An 18817-nucleotide genomic window follows, 5' to 3' on the forward strand; every position below is an offset into this window, starting at 1 on the left:
CTCAAACAATAACCAGAGATAGTAAGCTATCGGCTCAAGTCGCCTGGTTCAACCTCTCACTCTTTAACACATTTTACCCGTGATTAAATCAATAAGTTAGGGGAAGCTTTCTGCGGATGTCGGCCATGGCTCTATAATTCGGGGCTTGACACCTGTAATGATATTCGTAGCAGGCAACCCAAACATTCAACCAAGTTCATCCCCAGCGTCCGACGCCAAATACGCGAGGCAGATTTAACCTATCGGACTGAACAGACATACGTTCACTGGATAAAGCTCATTATCCACTTTCATAAACTACGACACGCTCGGGAGGTCGGTATTGCCAAAATCGAGGCGTCACTAAGCCACCTGCCGATCAATCGTCATTGTTTGGTTAACACCCAGCGGATCGCGCTGAATGCGCTGGTGTATCTTTATAAACGGTTTTTGGGAGTCGATACTTCCAGCATTGGCTTTACGCCTGCAAAGCAACATCGTCGCCTTCCAATTGTTTACAGTCGGGAAGAGATTAGAGCCATCATCTCAAAGCTGAAAGGTGTCTATTGCCTTCAAGTTGAACTAATGTACGACACAGGGCTCAGAAGTGCCGATCTCTTATCATTGAGAGTCAATGACATCGATTTTGGCAGTATCAACGTGTTCGTACGGGGAAGCAAGGGTAATAAAAACCGGACCACAATACTTCCACAAGGCCTGATTCCTAACCTGCGCACTATAGCCAGCTACTTATTTGAAAGAAGTAAACGGCTGCACACCGTTTACAACACCTGTAAACGGTATGGGCTACGCGGCCTTTTTCGTAAGTAGTCCCTTTTCGCCATCATCTTCAACAGGAATCAAGTGAGGTCGAATGATTAGCACTCGCTCAGGGTTACGCCCACTATTCGGTAAGCGCGTTGGTATTGAGAATTTCCCGCTTCCATCACGCTCCAAAGCACCACAGGCGGCCAGTAACTGCTTTGCCTTGCGATCACTAAGCCCTTTGCAAACCTCCGCTTTGAAGGTGGCCGGGTAAACGTAGTAAACAGTCTCAGAACAAGCCTGTCCCTCAAGGGCATTACTGTCTTGTAGCGTTTTCCGGTAGCCGCAGCGCTTCAGGGTGCGAACAGTGTGATCATCGGCTGTGAAGTCTTCTCGATCCCAGCGGGTAAAGTGGGACTCTCCGTAGAGGTCAAAGAATAGTCTCAGTGCTGACAAGGTCTGCCGGTCCTCCAAGTTTCCAATACCGCCACGGGCTGATACCCAAGCGCTAAAGCAGGATTTGGCCGCTTCCATCGCCATGCCTTTTGGCCAATCTGTAATTCCCGCAGTGGAGGCCAGCTCCCCGGCAAAACCAACGAGAGCAAACTTCTCTGCTGCCCTGCGTACTTGGCCACTCACATCATCAGACAGCTCTGCAGCAAAGTTCACCAGCTCTCGGCGAATCTGGCTTGCCAGCTTTTCCAAGTTGCTAGCGCAAAGCTCTCTGATAAACGTATAAAGAGCCACTCCATGGAATAAGGACGCTTTCTCAACCATATAGCGCGATAACGCAGCGCCCCCTGCAAACCCATGCAATTCATCAAAGATACCGGCACCGCTCCCTGTATCTGAGGGAATGGCCAGTAATCGCACTTCTTGCCCGGCTTTTGCTTTCTTACCCACTTCAGCCATCTGTTGATCAAGAGTGCGCTCTCCTGTAGAGAGGAAGACAAGCCTCCATTCAAACGCATTCCCGCGTACGCCTCCGCGATCATTAGCCCTTGCTTTGCCAGTGCCATTTCCCAGCATATAGGCAATATCTCCCACAATACGGGGATCGCATTGGCTGATTTCATCAAGGATTAAAAGGCCGTCTGAGTGGGAGGCAGCAATACTTTCCAGCGCGTTATCAGTACTGCGCCAGGTACGAACAAAATCAGGGCCACCATAAACTGAGGCAGCCACTTTAAGTAAGGTCGTTTTGCCTTGTGAGCTATCACCAAAGAAGTGAAAGCCGGTCGTTTCCATGCCAATGAGATTTAGTAGAGGCCCTGCAAATGCCGCTGAGACTGCAAATAACAGCCGGGTATTGTTCTTACAATAGCTCGCCACATGCTCTCGCCATTGCTGAAGCTCACCACTAAACTTTATCTTGTTGAGATCCGGGCTGGTGGAGTAAAAATACAGAGGCTCTACAGGGGTTCCCAGGGTTTCATTCGGTAGTAAGTAGGCATTGCCATGCCAGCCGAGTTTATTCACCAAGACATAGCGATTAGGGCTTTTTGCCGTTTGTAAGTACTGAACGATTCTACGTCTTGGTTGCTGCCCCGCCTCAGCGCGAAGGCCCATGCTGTACAGCTGCTTGAGTACTTCCGCACCGCCCTCAGTCGCTAGGTACTCACTGGGTATATTCCACTCTTTAACAATGCCATCGGGGTCAAGGAAGCGAACCAAGGTGCCCCAGTTTCTTCCTTGGGGGTCACGAGTTAAGGCAAGCACATCCAGGCGATCACAGATTCTCATTAGTGAAGGCTCATCACCTGCCCCCTGAACCGGGAAGAAAACCCCACGATCATTTACTACAAATTGCCCAGACTCGGCCCCTTTATTACTTCCTCCCTTATTTGGGGCTTGATATACCGTTGCTACGGGCTGATAGGGCGTTAAAAATTTTCCCTGTGTAATTAAAGCTGCAAGCTGCTCTCTTGTAATACCGACAGCTTCCACATCAGCCGCATCACCTTTTGCTGGCCACTTAGGTCCTAAGGACTCCAAACACACCATAGAAACCTTACACTCCATAGTGTGTAGCATCGCAGCCAGCTTGAGCATACAGTCTTTACCTGCTGCATCATTGTCGGGCCAGAGAAGTACTTCCTTTCCATGTAGGGACTTAAAATCTGCTTTACCCAGCGCTTTACTGCCACCGGGCCAGGTCATAGAAACATAACCCGGCAGCAGGCTAGCTGCTGCATCCGCAGCCTTTTCACCTTCGGTTAGCAATACCGGAGCTTTAGGGCGCTTTGCCAATAGATCCAGCTTATAGAGTGGCCGCTTTTTTACCGGCTGCTTCCATCTCCAAGAATTGCGACCCTTCGAATCCCGGCAATAGGTTAAGGGGCGATAGTCTTTTGATCTTGTATCGCCTTTCTGAATGTCAAAACGCATTACCTTCATTAACAGTGAGCCGCACTGTCCCCGGTACTCCCAAACTTTAGAGGGTTTACCGTTATGGGGATGGGTTGTTGGGCAAGACTGCTCTGCTTCTAAAGGTACCGGCAATACGGCTTCCCAGGAGTTACCGGCTGGCTTTTTGGGTTTCGACTTATAGGTTGAGCTAGGCGGTATAGACTCCCCTTCAGAGAGCCCCAGAAATGCAGCAAGCCTTTGTGCTGCCTCTCCATTGTTTACCCCCTCAAGATAGGCAACCAGCGATACGAGGTCCCCACCTTTTTCATCCGCTGCAAAATCCGCCCATGCACCGGTATTACGATTTACTGAGAAGGACCCCTTGCTGCTATCAGATCGAGTTGGGTTAAGAGCAATATATTCAGCTCCCTGATATGAGCCATCTGGAGCCCAGTGCGCCAATACTTCATCAGCCCGATCAAGGGCGAAATCTGCCACTCGTTTAATATCAAAGCGTGCCATTAGCTTTCCTTATATTTAGCTTTAACCCCCGCCCCATAAGGCTTCCAACAGAACTGCGGGCCTTATCCCTGTTACACCTTTTTGCTGTAACACTTTTGGGGTAACAGAAAGGTGTGACAGCGGAAAGCCAGTAAATACGGGGCTTTCAGCCATGCTGTAACACCTGCACACCTGTAACACCTTTTTTAAGAGGGGGGAAGATCGCCCCGAATAGAGGCAATAGTCTTATTTACCGTGGTGATAAATTTGGCGGTAGGGAAACCGCTACGCCCTTAGGTTCCGTAAACCGTTTTGCATCACGTAAGTTGGCCAGACGGATGCGTTTTGCTTTGTCCTGTTCGTGATATTCATCATCACTGTAATGATGTAGTCGTGCCAGGATCGCTAATTTAGCCTGATAAAAAAGCCAGGTTTCTGAGTTGTCGGTAGGGATACAACCATCGTTATAAAGAATAATTCGCCTCGGATCAGGATCACCTTTAAAGGAGATTGCTGCCGCTTTTTTGGGTGTAATTCTGATATTGAAAAGTACAGGGTACTCTTCATAGTAGACAAATGATCTGCCGCTAAAACCAACTGGCTTGTAGTTTCGATTGAGTAGTGCGTAGCGGCCGCATGGCTGCAAATCTAGGCAATATGGCATGGCGAGGGCACGTATATTAGCTGACATTTCTAAGCCCTCCATTGCGAAGCTCTAGGGCATCAGCTTCCTCTGATGGGTGGTATTCCAATTGGATACCATCCCAAACTAACCAACCTCCCAGAGAAAGACCTCCTCTAAGGCGGTAAAGGTTCACCACCTCAGTATCAGGAAGGCCTAGTGCTATTGTATTAGGGGAGGAGAGATACCAATGGGCCCGGCCATGTTGCTGATCAACAATAGGGTGAAATGAATCAGAACCTACCGCTAGAAACGCTGCTTCACCCGTTGGCCATAGGAACAAAAGCAACTCATAACCAGGGATAGGACAGCCCATATCAAGTGTCTCCATGATAGAGCTGAGGAAGAGTTTCCGATCTTCAGGGCTCAGGTTTGAATTTGAGAGAAGTATTTTCTGCTCAAACTCAGCGCTTTCTGTTTTCCGATAGCTTCGAGCAAATTCAGCTACTTGCTGGTGTGTGTAGGGAGAGTAGGCACGAAGAGTCATTACTTGCCTCCCGCACGAGAAATAGCAACTCGATCTTGCACCCACTGGCAGACCTCAGAAGAGAGCCAACCACTGGCGCGCTCACCAAGTTTGATAGGGGTGGGGAACTCACCTTTTTTCACCAAGGCGTAGATGTAAGTTTTCTTGAGACCGGTTTGCCGCTCTACCTCTGGTAGGCGCAAAATAGGGTCGCTCGGCGGGTTAGGTAAAACATCCGGCACTTGGGGATGAGTATTTGAGAGGGGCATATTCAGTCTCCTTTAACAAACCACAGTGAACGTCTGTGGCGGTGAGGAGATTGAATCAATTGCAAACGGGGCTTACCGGAAGTTTAAGCAACGCCACTTTTCAGAAGTTTAAGCAGCGCCACTTTTCGGAAGTTTAAGAAATGCTATTTTTCCAATTCTTTTTTTCTTCCCAGTCTAAGGATCTATGGAGAGTAGATAGCAGCTCAGTTTTCATACAGCGGAAAGCGTATGGTAAGCAAACCTTTTTAATCTTATCTTCGTTAACCAGCTCATCGGTTCTTGTGTCACCTGGAAATACTAGCCTCAAAAAATCTGCATTAGATAAGTGCTCCCCCTCAACAATAGACCAGATATACAGATCAATTAATGCAGGAACACGGTAGTCTCTTACCTTATCCATATCAATTCGGCGGGTATCGCGTTTCTGTAACGAAGGGCCTAAAAATAACTGTTCTTTACGATTAGCAGAGTAGGCACGGTCGGGCTCTAGCTGTATTAATTCCCTTAGTCTTGGTAGTAGCTCTTTAAGCTCTCCAATTATCTGATCATCTCTTGCTGCCAAATCAATAGTCAGAGCTGTAAGGCCATCATGGTAGCCAAAAGCTTCCCGGTAATATTGATCAATTGAGGTCTTTTCTAGCTCAGGATAGATTTCTTCATTCTGTCGATACCTGGCTCTCGATTCAGCTACATCCTCAGCAAACTCCTCTTCAGAAAAACCTTCTGGTGCTCCATCTTCAAGATCATCGAACATCCGAATTACGTCCCCAACCCCCATAGGTCTGACTGAAGAGCAAACATACTGCTGGGACCTTAACCAAGTGGGAGTCCATGTTGAAGAATCAATTGTCTCTTCAACACCTTGATCAGAAGAGAGATACTCACTTATATCAAAGGATTTAAGTTTCTTATACTCGGTATCATCCTCTCTAAAAGCAAGGAAAGGGGACTCCATCTCTTCTGGAATTTCTAAGTCACAAACGTTCAGCTTAAATAAGTTGCCTCTGGTCAAATGTGATAACCAAGAGCAAGTATTTGATCGAGATGCCAGAAACTCAAATAGGGCCCTGTCTGACTGCTTATTAAGCTCTTTATAGTCATCAATTCGAAACAGCTCCCTAGCTTTCAGGAAAGAAGATGTCATACCAATCTCACTGTTGTTAGCTCTGCTTTGCAAAGATTGGGACAACCTTCCCACTTCCCCGCATCTCATCAAGATAATTTGCCCACCATTGCATCATCTCTTTTCGCTCATCCATATAGCGAGCATGGTGGGTATATGCAGCCCGTACCCCATTCCTTTCCATATGTGAAAGCTGCCTTTCAATGGCATCAGGGTTAAAGCCGGTCTCATTCAGGATTGAGGAAGCTGTAGCTCGGAAGCCATGGGGATTTGCTTTACTTTTTCCCTCTTGGGAGCCATCCCAGCCCATTTTAAAAATTGCCTTACGCATAGTGTTATCGGACATGGGCCGGGCCCTTTCGCGTTCAGAGGGGAAAAGCAGAGGATATTGGCCGCTGATGGGCTTTAATTCCTCCAAGACAGCACAGGCTTGGGTAGATAGCGGAACTATATGATCCGTTCCCATCTTCATACGCTCGCCAGGGATACGCCATAGAGCAGACTCGAAGTCGAATTCTTCCCAGCGAGCACAACGCAATTCGCCAGGTCGAACAAAGGTAAGGATTAATAGCTGTATAGCTAGCTTGGTTAGTGCTCGCCCGCGCTCCTGATAAAAGTCCAGTTCTTTTAAAAAACTGGGCAATTCTTCGCGGGGAAGGGAGGCCCTGTGATTACTTTTACGGCCACGTAGAATGCCAGTTAATTCGCTGGCGGGGTTGTGAGTGAGTTTGCCAATTTGCACTGCATAACGACAAACCCGACGAATATCTTGCAGAACCCGCTGAGCAACATCCATTGCGTCCCGCTCTTCAATATCGCGAACTATGGCAATTACATCTTGGGGATGAATATCGGCAATTGGCTTTTGCCCTATTCGGGGGAAGGCGTTATCACGTAACCTAGACCATACGCGGTGGGCATGATTTTCAGTCCAGGTTCCTTTTTGATGTTTCCACCAGTCTTCAGCCACAGTAGCAAAGCTGCGGTCTATGTTTTCTCGAACCTGATGTTTTTCAATTTTTCTTTGTATTGAAGGGTCTTGGCCGTTCTCTAGTAATTGCCTTGCCTCAATTACTTTATTTCGTGCCTGCTTGAGACTAACGGAAGGGTAAACTCCCAGGGCCAGCGTTTTCTGCCGTCCTTGGAACCTGTACTTAAGCCGCCAATACTTGGAGCCGGTGGGTTTTATCAGTAGGCGTAACCCTTGCCCATCTGTAAGCCACTGATCCTTGTCGCTTGGTTTGGCTTGCTTGATTTTCGAGTCAGTTAAAGCCATTGGTGCTACCAAATTCTAAATTGAACCAGGTAGCACCAAATGTAGCACCAGATAGCACCGGATGACAATGAACGAGTGCGGAGGGCTGTGTACCTTCCAGATAGCAAAAAGCCCGGATTTACCGGGCTTTCTGGATGACTCCGAACTATCTCGGATCTTGATTTGGTACCAGAGGCCGGACTCGAACCGGCACGCTTTTAAAGGCGGGGGATTTTGAACCCGCTGAATAATTGTACGTTTGGGGGAATACCACCATAAATCAATAAGTTACGTACAATGTAATACTCGTTTGTGGTCGTTTTTGCACGTTTACGTTGACACATTTCTTTTAAGGTAGCGGTAGCTAGAGGCCTCTGTACATACATTTCTAAAGACGGAGATTTACAAATAGTCGCTTAGGCGATTTGTTTGCATAGCTTTGAGTAGACATCAACTATGTAAACGCTGTTGAAGCCAGAGCCCTTAAGTTCTACTTTTTTTATGATGCTTTCTTCTTCAAAAGGAAGTAGTAGGGGGAATTCGACAGCAATAAGTAAAGTCATATCCTTATATTTGTGGATATTTTTATTTTTCTTCTCGAAGGCTTCTGTAATTAATTTTACTTGGATTCCTAAAGGGGTGCTTGAAGGTTCAATTTCTATTTCTGGTGGATGTATAACTCTATTTTTAGAGTTACCAGAGTATCTGGGTTTTCGGGTTAGGGGAGCTTCACCAAACTGGGTGGCACACTCTCTTTGTAATTGTACGGTATGACCATCTACAGCATATGTAACTTCAACTCTTTCGATTAGTCTCCCTTCGCTACTAATGAAATCACCATCAAATGAATTTGAGCTTCCGGAGTAGTACTGAAGTATCACATCTGTTTTTGCATACTTATCGGCTCCATAAATCGCAAGAGGAATAACCTCTTCAAATAGCTCTTTTGTTAGTCCTTTTCTGAAGTATATGTAATCTCTATTTGCTTTTGTTGTGTTGAACCTATCGCAGATGGCTTTAGCCTTTTGTAGCGCTTTTCTTACTAAAATAGGCTGCTCAAGTTCTTGAGCAGTAATTAGCTTTTCAGTATCTATTTGGCTGGATGTATGTGGCATCGGATGGGTTTTTAATGATTAAGATTAACTAACATGTAGTAACGATTTCAGCGAATGGTACAGGTTGTATCAAGGGCTAGGTCAGTAGCCCTTGATAGGGAGGCTGCGGTATTGGATCAGAGTTGCTATTCAGATTTTCCATCTGACAATACATAGCCAGCAATAGTCCCAAGTAAAGCTGCTAAAGTTTCTGATTGGAACTCAGTTACAATAGCAAGGATTAAAATTGTTGGGATAAATAAAACAACACCAATTGCTTTTAGAGTTGCGGGCCCAAACCCTTGTCCTTTTGCGGTTATACGCTTGTATACAATAAATAGTCCGTAGAGCATTGCCAATACAGCACCTGCTACAGAAACTACTTGAAGCCACATAGTTGGCTGGAGGTAAAAAGCTGGTTCTGTACTCTCCATTCAATACTCCTTTTTAAAACCAGATTAGCTAACTCTTAGCGCTAATATATCACCGAGCATTGTTTCCTTGCTATTTGGTGACTTGCAGTTTTTCTATTTCTTTTGGAGCAAAAAGTTAAAGGTTATGGGGAGAGTGTCCTTACGTAATTAGAGTGCAGTGGCAAAGGCTGTAGTTTTAATCGTGTGTTCTAGGGTTTACGTAACAGTCGTTAGACCGAGTGGATTTATCCACTTAAAACAGCACGTATGTAGGTGTAGTGCCACAAATGAGTTGAGTCACCACGTTTACAGGCTTAGCAACATATTGTGTCGACACTTGGTTGACACTTTGGCGCGTAATGTCTTGTTTTTGATTTGTAGGTAGGTAATAAAAAACCCGCGAAAGCTAGGGCTGACGCGGGTTTGAGATATGGTACCAGAGGCCGGACTCGAACCGGCACGCTTTTAAGGGCGGGGGATTTTGAATCCCCTGTGTCTACCAATTTCACCACTCTGGCACTTTCGCTGCTCGACCTTGGGGTCGGTGCGAAGAGGGCGTGATTATAGCAATGCTTTGGCCGGGGTCAACCAGTGATTTCAATGACTTACGGCATTTTCTGTCGCGCCAGTTAACAGCTCCTAAAATTTCCTATAACCTTCGCGACCTCTCCATAGTTTCTAGATTTCCAGGATTCCATGCAGCGTCAGGACTTTGACTTTCATCTGCCCGATGAGCTGATCGCCCGCGCGCCTACTGAAGAGCGCCGCGGCAGTCGTCTTTTGTGTCTGGATGGGCCCAGCGGGGCCATAACACATCGGCAGTTCCCAGATATTTTCGATCAGGTACAGGCAGGTGACCTGATAGTCTTTAATGATACGCGGGTGATTCCGGCACGTCTGTTCGCGCAGAAGGAAACCGGCGGTAAGCTGGAAATCCTTGTGGAGCGGGTGCTCAATGAGACGGATATCTGGGCCCATGTGCGCTCCAGTAAGTCTCCCAAACCCGGTTCCAGCATCGTTCTTGAAGACGGTACCCGTATAGAGGTTACTGGCAGGAAGGATGCGCTGTTTGAGCTGTCCTTCCCAAAAGAAGAGGGTGTGCTGGCGATTTTAGATCGCCTCGGCCATATGCCGCTACCTCCTTATATTGATCGCGAAGACGATGCTAGCGATCGCGAGCGCTACCAGACGGTATATGGCCGCAACGCGGGTGCCGTGGCGGCGCCGACGGCGGGGCTGCACTTTGATGATGAAATGATCGGCGCGCTACGGGATAAAGGTGTCGAGGTTGTGTTCGTTACCCTGCATGTGGGTGCCGGGACTTTCCAGCCGGTGCGCGTGGACAATATTTTTGAGCACCAGATGCACAGCGAAGTGCTGGATGTTTCCCAGGAAGTGGTGGATGCCGTAGCCGCTTGCCGTGCCCGCAATGGCAGTGTGATTGCGGTGGGCACCACCAGTGTGCGGGCACTGGAAAGTGCGGCGCGCGGTGGCGAGTTGCAGGCCACGGTAGGGGAGACGGATATCTTTATTTATCCCGGCTATGAATTTCAGGTTGTGGATAAGTTGGTCACCAACTTCCATCTGCCGGAATCCACCCTGTTGATGCTGGTGAGTGCCTTCGCGGGGTACCAGCATACGATGGCCGCATATAAAGCTGCTGTTGAGGAGCGTTACCGTTTCTTTAGTTACGGCGACGCCATGTTTATTACCCGCGATCCCAATGCCAAAAAAGAAGAAGTAGCATCAGCGAAAGGAGATACCCAGTGAGCCGCGAATGTTTTATGCAGTTTGAAGTGGATAACACTGATGGCAAGGCCCGTCGTGGCCGTTTGCGTTTTCCTCGCGGTGTGGTGGAAACCCCGGCGTTTATGCCAGTGGGTACTTACGGCACTGTGAAAGGTATGTTGCCGAGAGATATCGAGGGCATTGGTGCACAGATTATTCTGGGCAATACCTTCCATCTGATGCTGCGCCCGGGTACCGAAGTGGTTAAAGCCCACGGCGATCTGCACGATTTCACGCAATGGTCTGGCCCTATCCTCACCGACTCCGGCGGTTTCCAGGTATTTAGCCTGGGGGAACTGCGCAAGATTACGGAAGAGGGGGTTTCTTTCCGTTCACCCATTGATGGCAGCCCGGTATTCCTGGACCCGGAAGAATCCATGCGCGTTCAGCGCGACCTGGGTTCGGATATCGTGATGATCTTCGATGAGTGCACCCCTTATCCGGCCACGATTGATGAAGCTCGCAAGTCTATGGAGCTGTCCCTGCGTTGGGCTGAGCGCTCCAAGAAAGCCCATGGCGATAGCCCGTCTGCGCTGTTCGGTATTGTGCAGGGCGGTATGTACCCGGAATTGCGCGATGTGTCCCTGCGCGGTCTTACCGAGATTGGCTTCGGTGGCTATGCCATTGGCGGCCTGTCTGTGGGTGAGCCGAAAGAGGAGATGATCAAGGTACTGGATCACCTGGCGCACAAGATGCCGGAAGACAAGCCGCGCTACCTGATGGGCGTGGGCAAGCCGGAGGATATTGTCGAGGCGGTGCGCCGCGGTGTGGATATGTTCGACTGCGTCATGCCCACGCGCAATGCGCGCAACGGCCACCTGTTTACCTTTGAAGGTGTGGTGAAAATCCGCAATGCCAAGCACCGACACGATACGGGTCCCTTGGAAGAAGAGTGCGATTGCTACACCTGTGAAAATTTCTCCCGCGCTTACCTGCATCACCTGGATCGCTGTGGTGAAATTCTCGGTGCGCAGCTGAATACAATTCACAATCTGCGCCACTACCAGCGCCTGATGCAAAAGCTGCGGGATGCGATCGCCGCCAATGAGCTGGAGGCTTATGTCGCGGAGTTCTACCGAGGTCTGGGCCGTGAGGTTCCGCCGCTGGAGTCCTGATTAGGCGTCGCTTTCAACCTGTCCGGGGTGCTGCTGGTCTCATTGCGGCACCGCTGTAATTTGTCCGCTACCCTGATCCCCGTATAATCCGCCCCCACTTTTATTGGGGGCGGTGTACCTTGCATTCTGCGTATACTGCCCGCATATTCAGGCAAATTGCTTAGGCAGATTCCCAAGATTTACCGGCCCTCGGGGTCACACTAGAACAATGAGAACAGCATGAATCGCTACCCGATCTGGAAGTACTTTCTGATTCTCGCGGTTGTGGCCTTTGGCCTGATCTACGCCGCGCCAAATCTCTTCAAGCCGGACCCTGCCGTGCAGATTTCCGGGCAGTCCAGTGCATTGACTATCGGCCCCGAGGTCCTTGAAAACGCACAAAAAGCCTTGGATGACGCGGGTATTACTCACTTCGGCGGAGAAGTTGGGGATAAGTCTGTACTGATCCGCTTGAATTCCATGGAGGAGCAGTTGCCGGCAAAGGAGGCGATTCAGGACGCTCTTGGAACCACTAACTATGTCGTAGCTTTGAACCTGGCTTCCACCACTCCCCAGTGGATGAAAGATATCGGCGCTAGCCCGATGAAGCTGGGTCTCGATCTGGCCGGTGGTGTGCACTTCCTGATGGAAGTGGATACCAACACCATCGTCAAGAACAACATGGAGAGCTATGAGCAGGAGGTGAAAACCAAACTGCGCGCAGCCAAAGCCCGTTACCGCAGTGTCGATCTGATCGATGATCGCGAAATCGTGGCCCGTTTCCGCAGTGATGAACTGCGCAGCCTTGCCCTCTCCACCATGCGTAAAGAGTTTCCACAGCTGCAGCTGAGGGAGTCTGGTAGTGGAGAGAACCTGGAAATTCGCGCGACCCTGTCTGAGCAGGAAATAAAGCAGCTGGAAGACTATGCGGTTAGTCAGAACCTGACTACTTTGCGCAACCGGGTGAACGAGTTGGGTGTGGCCGAGCCGATTGTACAGCGCCAGGGGCGCAACCGCATTGTGGTGGAACTGCCAGGCGTACAGGATACTGCCGAGGCTAAGCGTATTATCGGCAAGACTGCAAACCTCGAATTCCGTATGGAGGCCCGCCCTGATGAGCTGGTCACCAACAAGGAGTACTTTGAGCGCCGTAACCCAGAGCAGCAACAGATGTACGGTGGTGCCTGGCTCGAGCGCAAGGTCATTATCAAGGGGGACAGCGTCACCAATGCCCGCGTTGGCTACGATGAGAGCGGTTTTCCCCAGGTGAATATCACCCTCGATTCCCGTGGTGGCGAATTGATGCATCGAGCCACCTGGAAGAATGTGGGTCGCCGCATGGGCACCCTGTTTATCGAAACCCGCTTTGAACCTGTTAAGCGGATCGATGCGGAAGGCAATGAGGTTACTGAGCAGGTCCGCACAGAAGATAAGAAGATCATTAGCTTGGCCACGGTGCAAAGTGCTTTGGGTAAACAGTTCCGTGTTACTGGCCTGGATAGCCCGGCGGAAGCGCAGGAAATGGCCCTGCTGCTGCGTGCCGGTGCTCTGGCAGCGCCCATGTACTTTGTGGAAGAGCGTGTGATTGGCCCGTCTCTGGGGGCAGATAACATCAAAGTCGGTGTGCAATCAGTACAGATTGGCCTGTTGGCTGTGATTATCTGTATGCTGATTTCCTACCGTGTGTTCGGCTTGGCAGCGAATATTGCTCTGGCGGTCAATATGATTCTGCTGGTAGCAGTGATGTCGATTCTCGGTGCCACCCTGACTCTGCCGGGTATTGCCGGTATTGTTCTTACAGTAGGTATGGCGGTGGATGCCAATGTGTTGATCTTCTCGCGAATACGGGAGGAGCTCAGGAACGGGATGCCTCCACAATCGGCGATTACTGCCGGCTTTGACAATGCCTACAGCACCATTGTGGATGCGAATATCACCACCCTGATCGTTGCGGTAATCCTGTATGCCATCGGCTCTGGTCCGGTACAGGGCTTCGCGGTAACCCTGTCTATCGGTATTCTGACTTCCATGTTCAGCGCCATTATGGGTACCCGTGCAATCATTAACTTGTTCTACGGCGGTCGCCGTGTACAGAAGCTCTGGATTTAAGGAGACTGGCCATGAGTGAGACCACAGTGGAAAACGGTAAGATCACCGAGTACATGGGCAAGCGCGTCTACGACTTTATGCGCTGGCGTAAAATTGCTGCGGTGATTTCCGTCATCCTGGTGCTGGCGTCGATTGGTATTCTGGCGGCCAAGGGCCTGAAGTTTGGCTTGGACTTTACCGGTGGTACCCAGGTTGAAGTGGGTTATGAAGTCGCCCCATTTATTAACGATGTGCGCACCCAGTTGGACAATGCCGGCTATGACGGCGCTACGGTGGTGAAGTACGGTTCAGATACTGAGCTGATGATCAAGCTACCTCCTGAGGTAACCGAGGAGGAAACCCAGATCAGTGCCACCGACCAGGAAACGGTGACACCGATTGGCGACAAGGTCGTAGAAGTGCTGCGCGCTGGCAGCGACGGTACTGTTACTTTGCGTCGCGTGGAGATGGTTGGCCCTCAAGTGGGAGCCGAGCTGCGCGACGATGGCGGCCTGGGCATGCTGGTGGCCCTGGTCTTAGTGATGATGTATGTGGCCCTGCGCTTCCAATACAAGTTCTCCATTGGTGCAGTTGCGGCCTTGGGGCACGACGTAATTATTGTGCTGGGCTTCTTTGCCCTGATGGGGCTGGATTTCGATCTCACTGTGCTGGCGGCGGTGCTGGCGGTGATCGGTTACTCCCTGAACGATACGATCGTGGTATCTGACCGTATCCGCGAGAACTTCCGCAAGGTGCGCAAGGCTGAGTCTGAGGAGATTATTAATATCTCTATCAGCCAGACCCTGGGTCGTACCTTTATGACCTCGTTCACCACCTTGTTGGTGCTATGGGCACTGCAGTTTTTCGGTGGCGAGCTGATCCATAACTTCTCCCTGGCTTTGATTGTCGGTGTGGTTGTAGGTACTTACTCTTCTGTCTACGTTGCTGCGAACGTGCTGATGGGGCTGAAGATTTCCAAGGAAGACTTGATGCCGCCAGTGAAAGAGGGTGCTGAGCTGGAAGAAATGCCCTGATTCAGGTTAGCCCCTAAAACCAAAAGGCCGCTTTGAGCGGCCTTTTTTATGGCCCCGGTTGCGCAGTTGCTGATAATCAGATGCGGTAATCGGGGCTCTTTTGTGTGGAATAAGTAGCGGGGCTAGATACGAGAAAGTTAGCTGCGCGGCTTCTTACCCAGGGTGATATGCTTGGGGCCGGAGGTGTTTGTCTGGCCGCTTACCCCCTTGGGAACCTGCTCAATCTCGCCGCCCTTGGCCAGGAATGCCTGCACCTGCGCTTCAATGCTCTCGCTGGTCTCTAGGGGAGCGGTCTGCTTGCGACTGGAAGACGAGGATGCTTTTTTGGCCACGATAACTGTCCGGTTTATGAATCGGGCAGTCATCATACAGTAATTTGCATAAAAAATCACCCAAACGCTCAAGCCGTGCACATAGCGCACGTTTTGCCGACGAAGTCGGCGGCCTGCGGGTCGCGAAAGGGTAAATTCTTAAGAGCTTTACTCGGTTTCCTGTTCGAGGGGTTCCTCGGTGGTCAGGGGCCAGCCCCCCATTTCTCGCCACTTATTCACAATGCCGCAGAACAGGGTTGCTGTTTTCTCTGCATCGTACTCGGCGGAGTGGGCACAGCTGTTATCAAATTCGATGCCGGCCACTTGGCAGGCTTTGGCAAGTACGGTCTGTCCGTAAGCGAGCCCAGCGAGGCTGGCGGTATCGAAGCAGGAGAAGGGGTGGAAAGGATTGCGCTTGATACCGGTCCGTTCCACGGCTGCGTTGACAAAGCCCAGATCGAAATGTGCATTGTGGGCAACCACAATGGCTCGGGTACAGCTGTGTTTCTTTACCGCGCTGCGGATTTTGCGGAATAGTTCCGGCAGGGCGATTTCTTCCGGCCGGGCGTCGCGATCCGGAGATTCCAGGTCAATACCAATAAAATCCAGGGCCGACTGTTCTACGTTGGCGCCTTCGAAAGGTTCCAGGTGGAAGCTGTGAGTCTCAAGGGGGAAGAGGTGACCGTCCTCATCCATATCCAGAATGACCGCTGAAATTTCCAGCAGGGCATCGGTACGCGCGTTAAAGCCGCCTGTTTCCAGGTCGATAACAACCGGCAGGAAGCCGCGAAATCGCTGGGCGAGGGGGCTCTTGGGGCCAGTGGGTTCTTCCGCGGGAGTCACTTTGGGTCCTTGCAAATCTCAGTTGTGCCGGGAACTTGGGCCCGGCGGGGCAGGGTGTCAGCGGGCCTGGGCCCGCGAAGGCTCAAGCCGGAATTATACGAGCTTCCAGCTCAGAGTTTCACCGGCGGCCAGGGGTATCAGCTTTTCACCACCCATATCCAGGCCTTCTGGCAGGGTCCAAGGTTGTTTTACGAGGGTAATGGTGTCTTCATTGCGCGGCAGGCCGTAAAAATCTGGGCCGAAATTACTGGCGAAACCCTCGAGCTTGTCCAGTTTGCCTTCGCGCTCAAAGGCCTCAGCATACAGCTCTATGGCGGAGTAGGCGGTGTAGCACCCCGCACAGCCACACTCGTGCTCTTTTTTGTGGTGAGCGTGGGGGGCTGAGTCGGTGCCGAGGAAAAATTTCGGGCTACCGCTGGTGGCCGCCTCAATCAGTGCGGTCTGATGGTCGCCGCGCTTGAGGATCGGCAGGCAGTAAAAATGCGGGCGAATACCACCGACCAGCATATGGTTGCGGTTGTACAGCAGGTGGTGGGCGGTAATAGTCGCGGCAACACCTTCGCGGGCATTTTGCACAAACTCTGCGGCATTGGTTGTAGTGATGTGCTCAAAAACTATTTTTAGCGTAGGAAAATCATCTACCAGGCGCGATAGGGTCTTCTCGATAAAAACCTGTTCGCGATCGAAAATGTCGATATCGCTAGTGGTGACTTCTCCGTGCAGCAGCAGTTTCATACCACAGGACTGCATCTCTTCCAGGGCTGGATAAATATTGGCGATATCCGTTACCCCGGAGTCGGAGTTAGTGGTAGCACCGGCCGGATAAAGTTTGGCTGCAATAACACCGGCTGCATGGGCTTGGCGGATCACTTCAGCATCGGTCTTATCGGTCAGGTAGATAACCATAAGGGGCTCAAAAGCGCGACCGGCCGGGATCTGGGCGCGGATACGTTCGCGATAGGCCAGGGCTTTTTCAGCAGTAGTGACAGGCGGTACCAGATTGGGCATCACAATTGCGCGGTGAAATTGTCGGGCGGCATCGCCTACAGTGCGCGCCAGGGCGGCGCCATCGCGCAAGTGAATATGCCAGTCGTCAGGGGCGCGAAGAGTGATTTGCTCCGTCATGGTACTCCGTAACATTGATCGCTGTAGTGAGTCGTTGTGCGGCGGGCATGCTACCTGATACAGGGTAAAATTGCGATGCGCAAAAGGGTTGAAAATTAATCAATTATGGCGACGAGTGCCTTGACGCTAGTCGATTGCGAGCAGAGGCGCTACAATCGCGCCCCGATAACCAATGTGGGTAATTTTGTACCCACCGATCCTGGGTATACCTCCAAAAATAATCCCCCCAGACCGGCACTAATTCGCAGAGGCGATTCATATCGCCGTGTTTTTGTCGTGACGGCGTGTTCCCGGCAGCAGAGGATAGCAATGAGCAAAATCGATAAGGTAGTACTGGCATACTCCGGCGGACTGGATACGTCGGTAATTGTGCGTTGGCTGCAGGATACATATGACTGTGAAGTGGTGACATTCACTGCGGACATTGGTCAGGGCGAGGAAGTTGAGCCGGCGCGAGCTAAGGCTGAGGCCCTCGGGGTTAAAGAGATTTATATTGACGATCTGCGCGAAGAGTATGTGCGCGATTTCGTCTTCCCGATGTTCCGCGCCAATGCGATTTATGAGGGCGAGTACCTACTGGGCACCTCTATTGCGCGCCCACTGATCGCCAAACGCCTGATTGAGATTGCCAACGAGACCGGTGCCGATGCCATCTCCCACGGTGCCACCGGCAAAGGTAACGACCAGGTGCGTTTCGAGCTGGGCGCCTACGCACTGAAGCCGGGTATTCAGGTGATTGCCCCCTGGCGTGAGTGGGACCTCAATTCCCGCGAAAAGCTGATGAATTACTGTGAGCAGCACAAAATTCCTGTGGATTTCTCCTCCGGCAAGAAAAAATCCCCCTACTCAATGGATGCCAACCTGCTGCATATCTCTTATGAAGGCGGGATTTTGGAAGATCCCTGGGCGGAAGCGGAAGAGGATATGTGGCGCTGGAGCGTCAGCCCCGAAACTGCGCCGGAAGAACCGACCTATATTTCCATCGCCTTCGAACAGGGTGATCCTGTAGCGATCGACGGTGAGCGAATGAGTCCGGCGGTACTGCTGGAAACCCTGAATAAATTGGGCGGTGCCAATGGTATTGGCCGCCTGGATATTGTGGAAAACCGCTATGTGGGAATGAAGTCCCGCGGCTGTTACGAAACTCCGGGCGGTACTATCTTGCTGAAGGCGCATCGAGCGATCGAGTCCATAACCCTGGATCGCGAAGTGGCTCATATGAAAGATTCCCTGATGCCCCGTTACGCTGAGCTGATTTACAACGGCTACTGGTGGTCACCGGAGCGTCGCATGCTGCAGGCTGCAATCGATGAATCCCAGCAGGTGGTTAACGGTGAGGTGCGTCTCAAACTATACAAAGGCAGTGTGAGTGCGGTTGGCCGACGCTCCGAAGACAGTCTTTTTGATGAGCGTATCGCCACCTTTGAAGATGATGCAGGGGCCTACGACCAAAAGGATGCAGAGGGCTTTATCAAGCTCAACGCTCTGCGTCTGCGTATCGCCGCTGGTAAGGGAAGAAAATTGATTTAGATCAGTCTTGGCTAGTGCAGGTTGCGTTTAAATCCTTATCTGGCCAATAAATTACCAGTTATGATCGATTCATAACTGCCGCAGATTATGCGGTGGGCCAGTCTCGCT

The 18817-nt window shown here is 50.8% G+C and carries 17 protein-coding genes and 1 tRNA gene; 6 read left to right on the plus strand and 12 right to left on the minus strand.

Translation table 11 applies throughout. The annotated features are described in order from the left end of the window. Positions 1 to 219: 219 nt before the first annotated feature. Positions 220 to 810 (plus strand): phage integrase N-terminal SAM-like domain-containing protein, encoded by a 591-nt coding sequence (locus ACCI49_RS08880; RefSeq protein WP_371838664.1) that lies wholly within the window; start codon positions 220 to 222, stop codon positions 808 to 810. Here the strand turns inward: ACCI49_RS08880 and ACCI49_RS08885 are convergent. The 9 genes from ACCI49_RS08885 to ACCI49_RS08925 all read right to left on the minus strand — a co-directional run bounded on the left by ACCI49_RS08885 (position 787) and on the right by ACCI49_RS08925 (position 9414). Beyond that, positions 787 to 3615, minus strand: a complete 2829-nt coding sequence (locus ACCI49_RS08885; protein ID WP_371838606.1) for a DUF927 domain-containing protein — start codon at positions 3613 to 3615, stop codon at positions 787 to 789. The genes ACCI49_RS08880 and ACCI49_RS08885 overlap by 24 nt on opposite strands. 229 nt (positions 3616 to 3844) lie before the next feature. Beyond that, the gene (locus ACCI49_RS08890) at positions 3845 to 4285 is read right to left on the minus strand and encodes a hypothetical protein (protein WP_371838607.1); all 441 of its coding nucleotides are present in this window, start codon (positions 4283 to 4285) and stop codon (positions 3845 to 3847) included. After that, on the minus strand, positions 4275 to 4763 hold the full coding sequence (locus ACCI49_RS08895; RefSeq protein WP_371838608.1) for a hypothetical protein: 489 nt from the start codon (positions 4761 to 4763) through the stop codon (positions 4275 to 4277). Before ACCI49_RS08895 ends, ACCI49_RS08890 begins: the two co-directional genes overlap by 11 nt. Then, positions 4763 to 5011: a helix-turn-helix transcriptional regulator gene (locus ACCI49_RS08900; RefSeq protein ID WP_371838609.1), complete on the minus strand. Its 249-nt coding sequence runs from the start codon at positions 5009 to 5011 to the stop codon at positions 4763 to 4765. Before ACCI49_RS08900 ends, ACCI49_RS08895 begins: the two co-directional genes overlap by 1 nt. 133 nt (positions 5012 to 5144) lie before the next feature. Further along, positions 5145 to 6155 carry a DUF6387 family protein gene (locus ACCI49_RS08905; RefSeq protein WP_371838610.1) on the minus strand — a complete coding sequence of 337 codons (1011 nt, stop codon included), beginning with the start codon at positions 6153 to 6155 and terminating at the stop codon, positions 5145 to 5147. A 16-nt stretch (positions 6156 to 6171) separates the two neighbouring features. Further along, entirely contained in the window at positions 6172 to 7410 is a 1239-nt protein-coding gene (locus ACCI49_RS08910; RefSeq protein WP_371838611.1) for a tyrosine-type recombinase/integrase, read from the minus strand. Positions 7411 to 7805: 395 nt separating this feature from the next. Further along, positions 7806 to 8504, minus strand: a complete 699-nt coding sequence (locus ACCI49_RS08915) for a hypothetical protein (RefSeq protein ID WP_371838612.1) — start codon at positions 8502 to 8504, stop codon at positions 7806 to 7808. A 125-nt stretch (positions 8505 to 8629) separates the two neighbouring features. Continuing rightward, on the minus strand, positions 8630 to 8917 hold the full coding sequence (locus ACCI49_RS08920) for a hypothetical protein (RefSeq protein ID WP_371838613.1): 288 nt from the start codon (positions 8915 to 8917) through the stop codon (positions 8630 to 8632). A 410-nt stretch (positions 8918 to 9327) separates the two neighbouring features. Beyond that, a tRNA-Leu gene (locus tag ACCI49_RS08925) sits at positions 9328 to 9414 on the minus strand. Positions 9415 to 9592: 178 nt separating this feature from the next. Between ACCI49_RS08925 and queA the strand changes: the two genes are divergently transcribed. The 4 genes from queA (at position 9593) to secF (ending at position 14900) form a co-directional block, all read left to right on the plus strand. Continuing rightward, positions 9593 to 10666, plus strand: coding sequence for a tRNA preQ1(34) S-adenosylmethionine ribosyltransferase-isomerase QueA (gene queA / locus ACCI49_RS08930; protein WP_371838614.1), 1074 nt, complete (start codon positions 9593 to 9595; stop codon positions 10664 to 10666). A gap of 14 nt (positions 10667 to 10680) precedes the next feature. After that, complete coding sequence (tgt, locus tag ACCI49_RS08935; protein ID WP_442928487.1) at positions 10681 to 11799, plus strand: tRNA guanosine(34) transglycosylase Tgt; 1119 nt, start codon at positions 10681 to 10683, stop codon at positions 11797 to 11799. Positions 11800 to 12018: 219 nt separating this feature from the next. Then, positions 12019 to 13887: a protein translocase subunit SecD gene (gene secD / locus ACCI49_RS08940; RefSeq protein ID WP_371838616.1), complete on the plus strand. Its 1869-nt coding sequence runs from the start codon at positions 12019 to 12021 to the stop codon at positions 13885 to 13887. Between the two features lie 11 nt (positions 13888 to 13898). Continuing rightward, positions 13899 to 14900 carry a protein translocase subunit SecF gene (secF, locus tag ACCI49_RS08945; RefSeq protein ID WP_371838617.1) on the plus strand — a complete coding sequence of 334 codons (1002 nt, stop codon included), beginning with the start codon at positions 13899 to 13901 and terminating at the stop codon, positions 14898 to 14900. A gap of 137 nt (positions 14901 to 15037) precedes the next feature. Here the strand turns inward: secF and ACCI49_RS08950 are convergent, their stop codons facing one another. From ACCI49_RS08950 to pyrC, 3 genes are all read right to left on the minus strand, one after another. Next, positions 15038 to 15268, minus strand: a complete 231-nt coding sequence (locus ACCI49_RS08950) for a PFL_1563 family small protein (RefSeq protein WP_442928485.1) — start codon at positions 15266 to 15268, stop codon at positions 15038 to 15040. A 111-nt stretch (positions 15269 to 15379) separates the two neighbouring features. Beyond that, positions 15380 to 16054, minus strand: a complete 675-nt coding sequence (rnt, locus tag ACCI49_RS08955) for a ribonuclease T (RefSeq protein WP_371838618.1) — start codon at positions 16052 to 16054, stop codon at positions 15380 to 15382. A 93-nt stretch (positions 16055 to 16147) separates the two neighbouring features. Then, positions 16148 to 17179 (minus strand): dihydroorotase, encoded by a 1032-nt coding sequence (gene pyrC, locus ACCI49_RS08960; RefSeq protein WP_371838619.1) that lies wholly within the window; start codon positions 17177 to 17179, stop codon positions 16148 to 16150. A 309-nt stretch (positions 17180 to 17488) separates the two neighbouring features. Here pyrC and ACCI49_RS08965 point away from each other — a divergent pair, with 309 nt between their 5' ends. Continuing rightward, positions 17489 to 18709: an argininosuccinate synthase gene (locus tag ACCI49_RS08965; protein ID WP_371838620.1), complete on the plus strand. Its 1221-nt coding sequence runs from the start codon at positions 17489 to 17491 to the stop codon at positions 18707 to 18709. The last annotated feature ends 108 nt before the right edge of the window (positions 18710 to 18817 follow it).

The sequence above is a fragment of the Microbulbifer epialgicus genome, from assembly GCF_041447265.1.
Taxonomy (GTDB): domain Bacteria; phylum Pseudomonadota; class Gammaproteobacteria; order Pseudomonadales; family Cellvibrionaceae; genus Microbulbifer; species Microbulbifer epialgicus.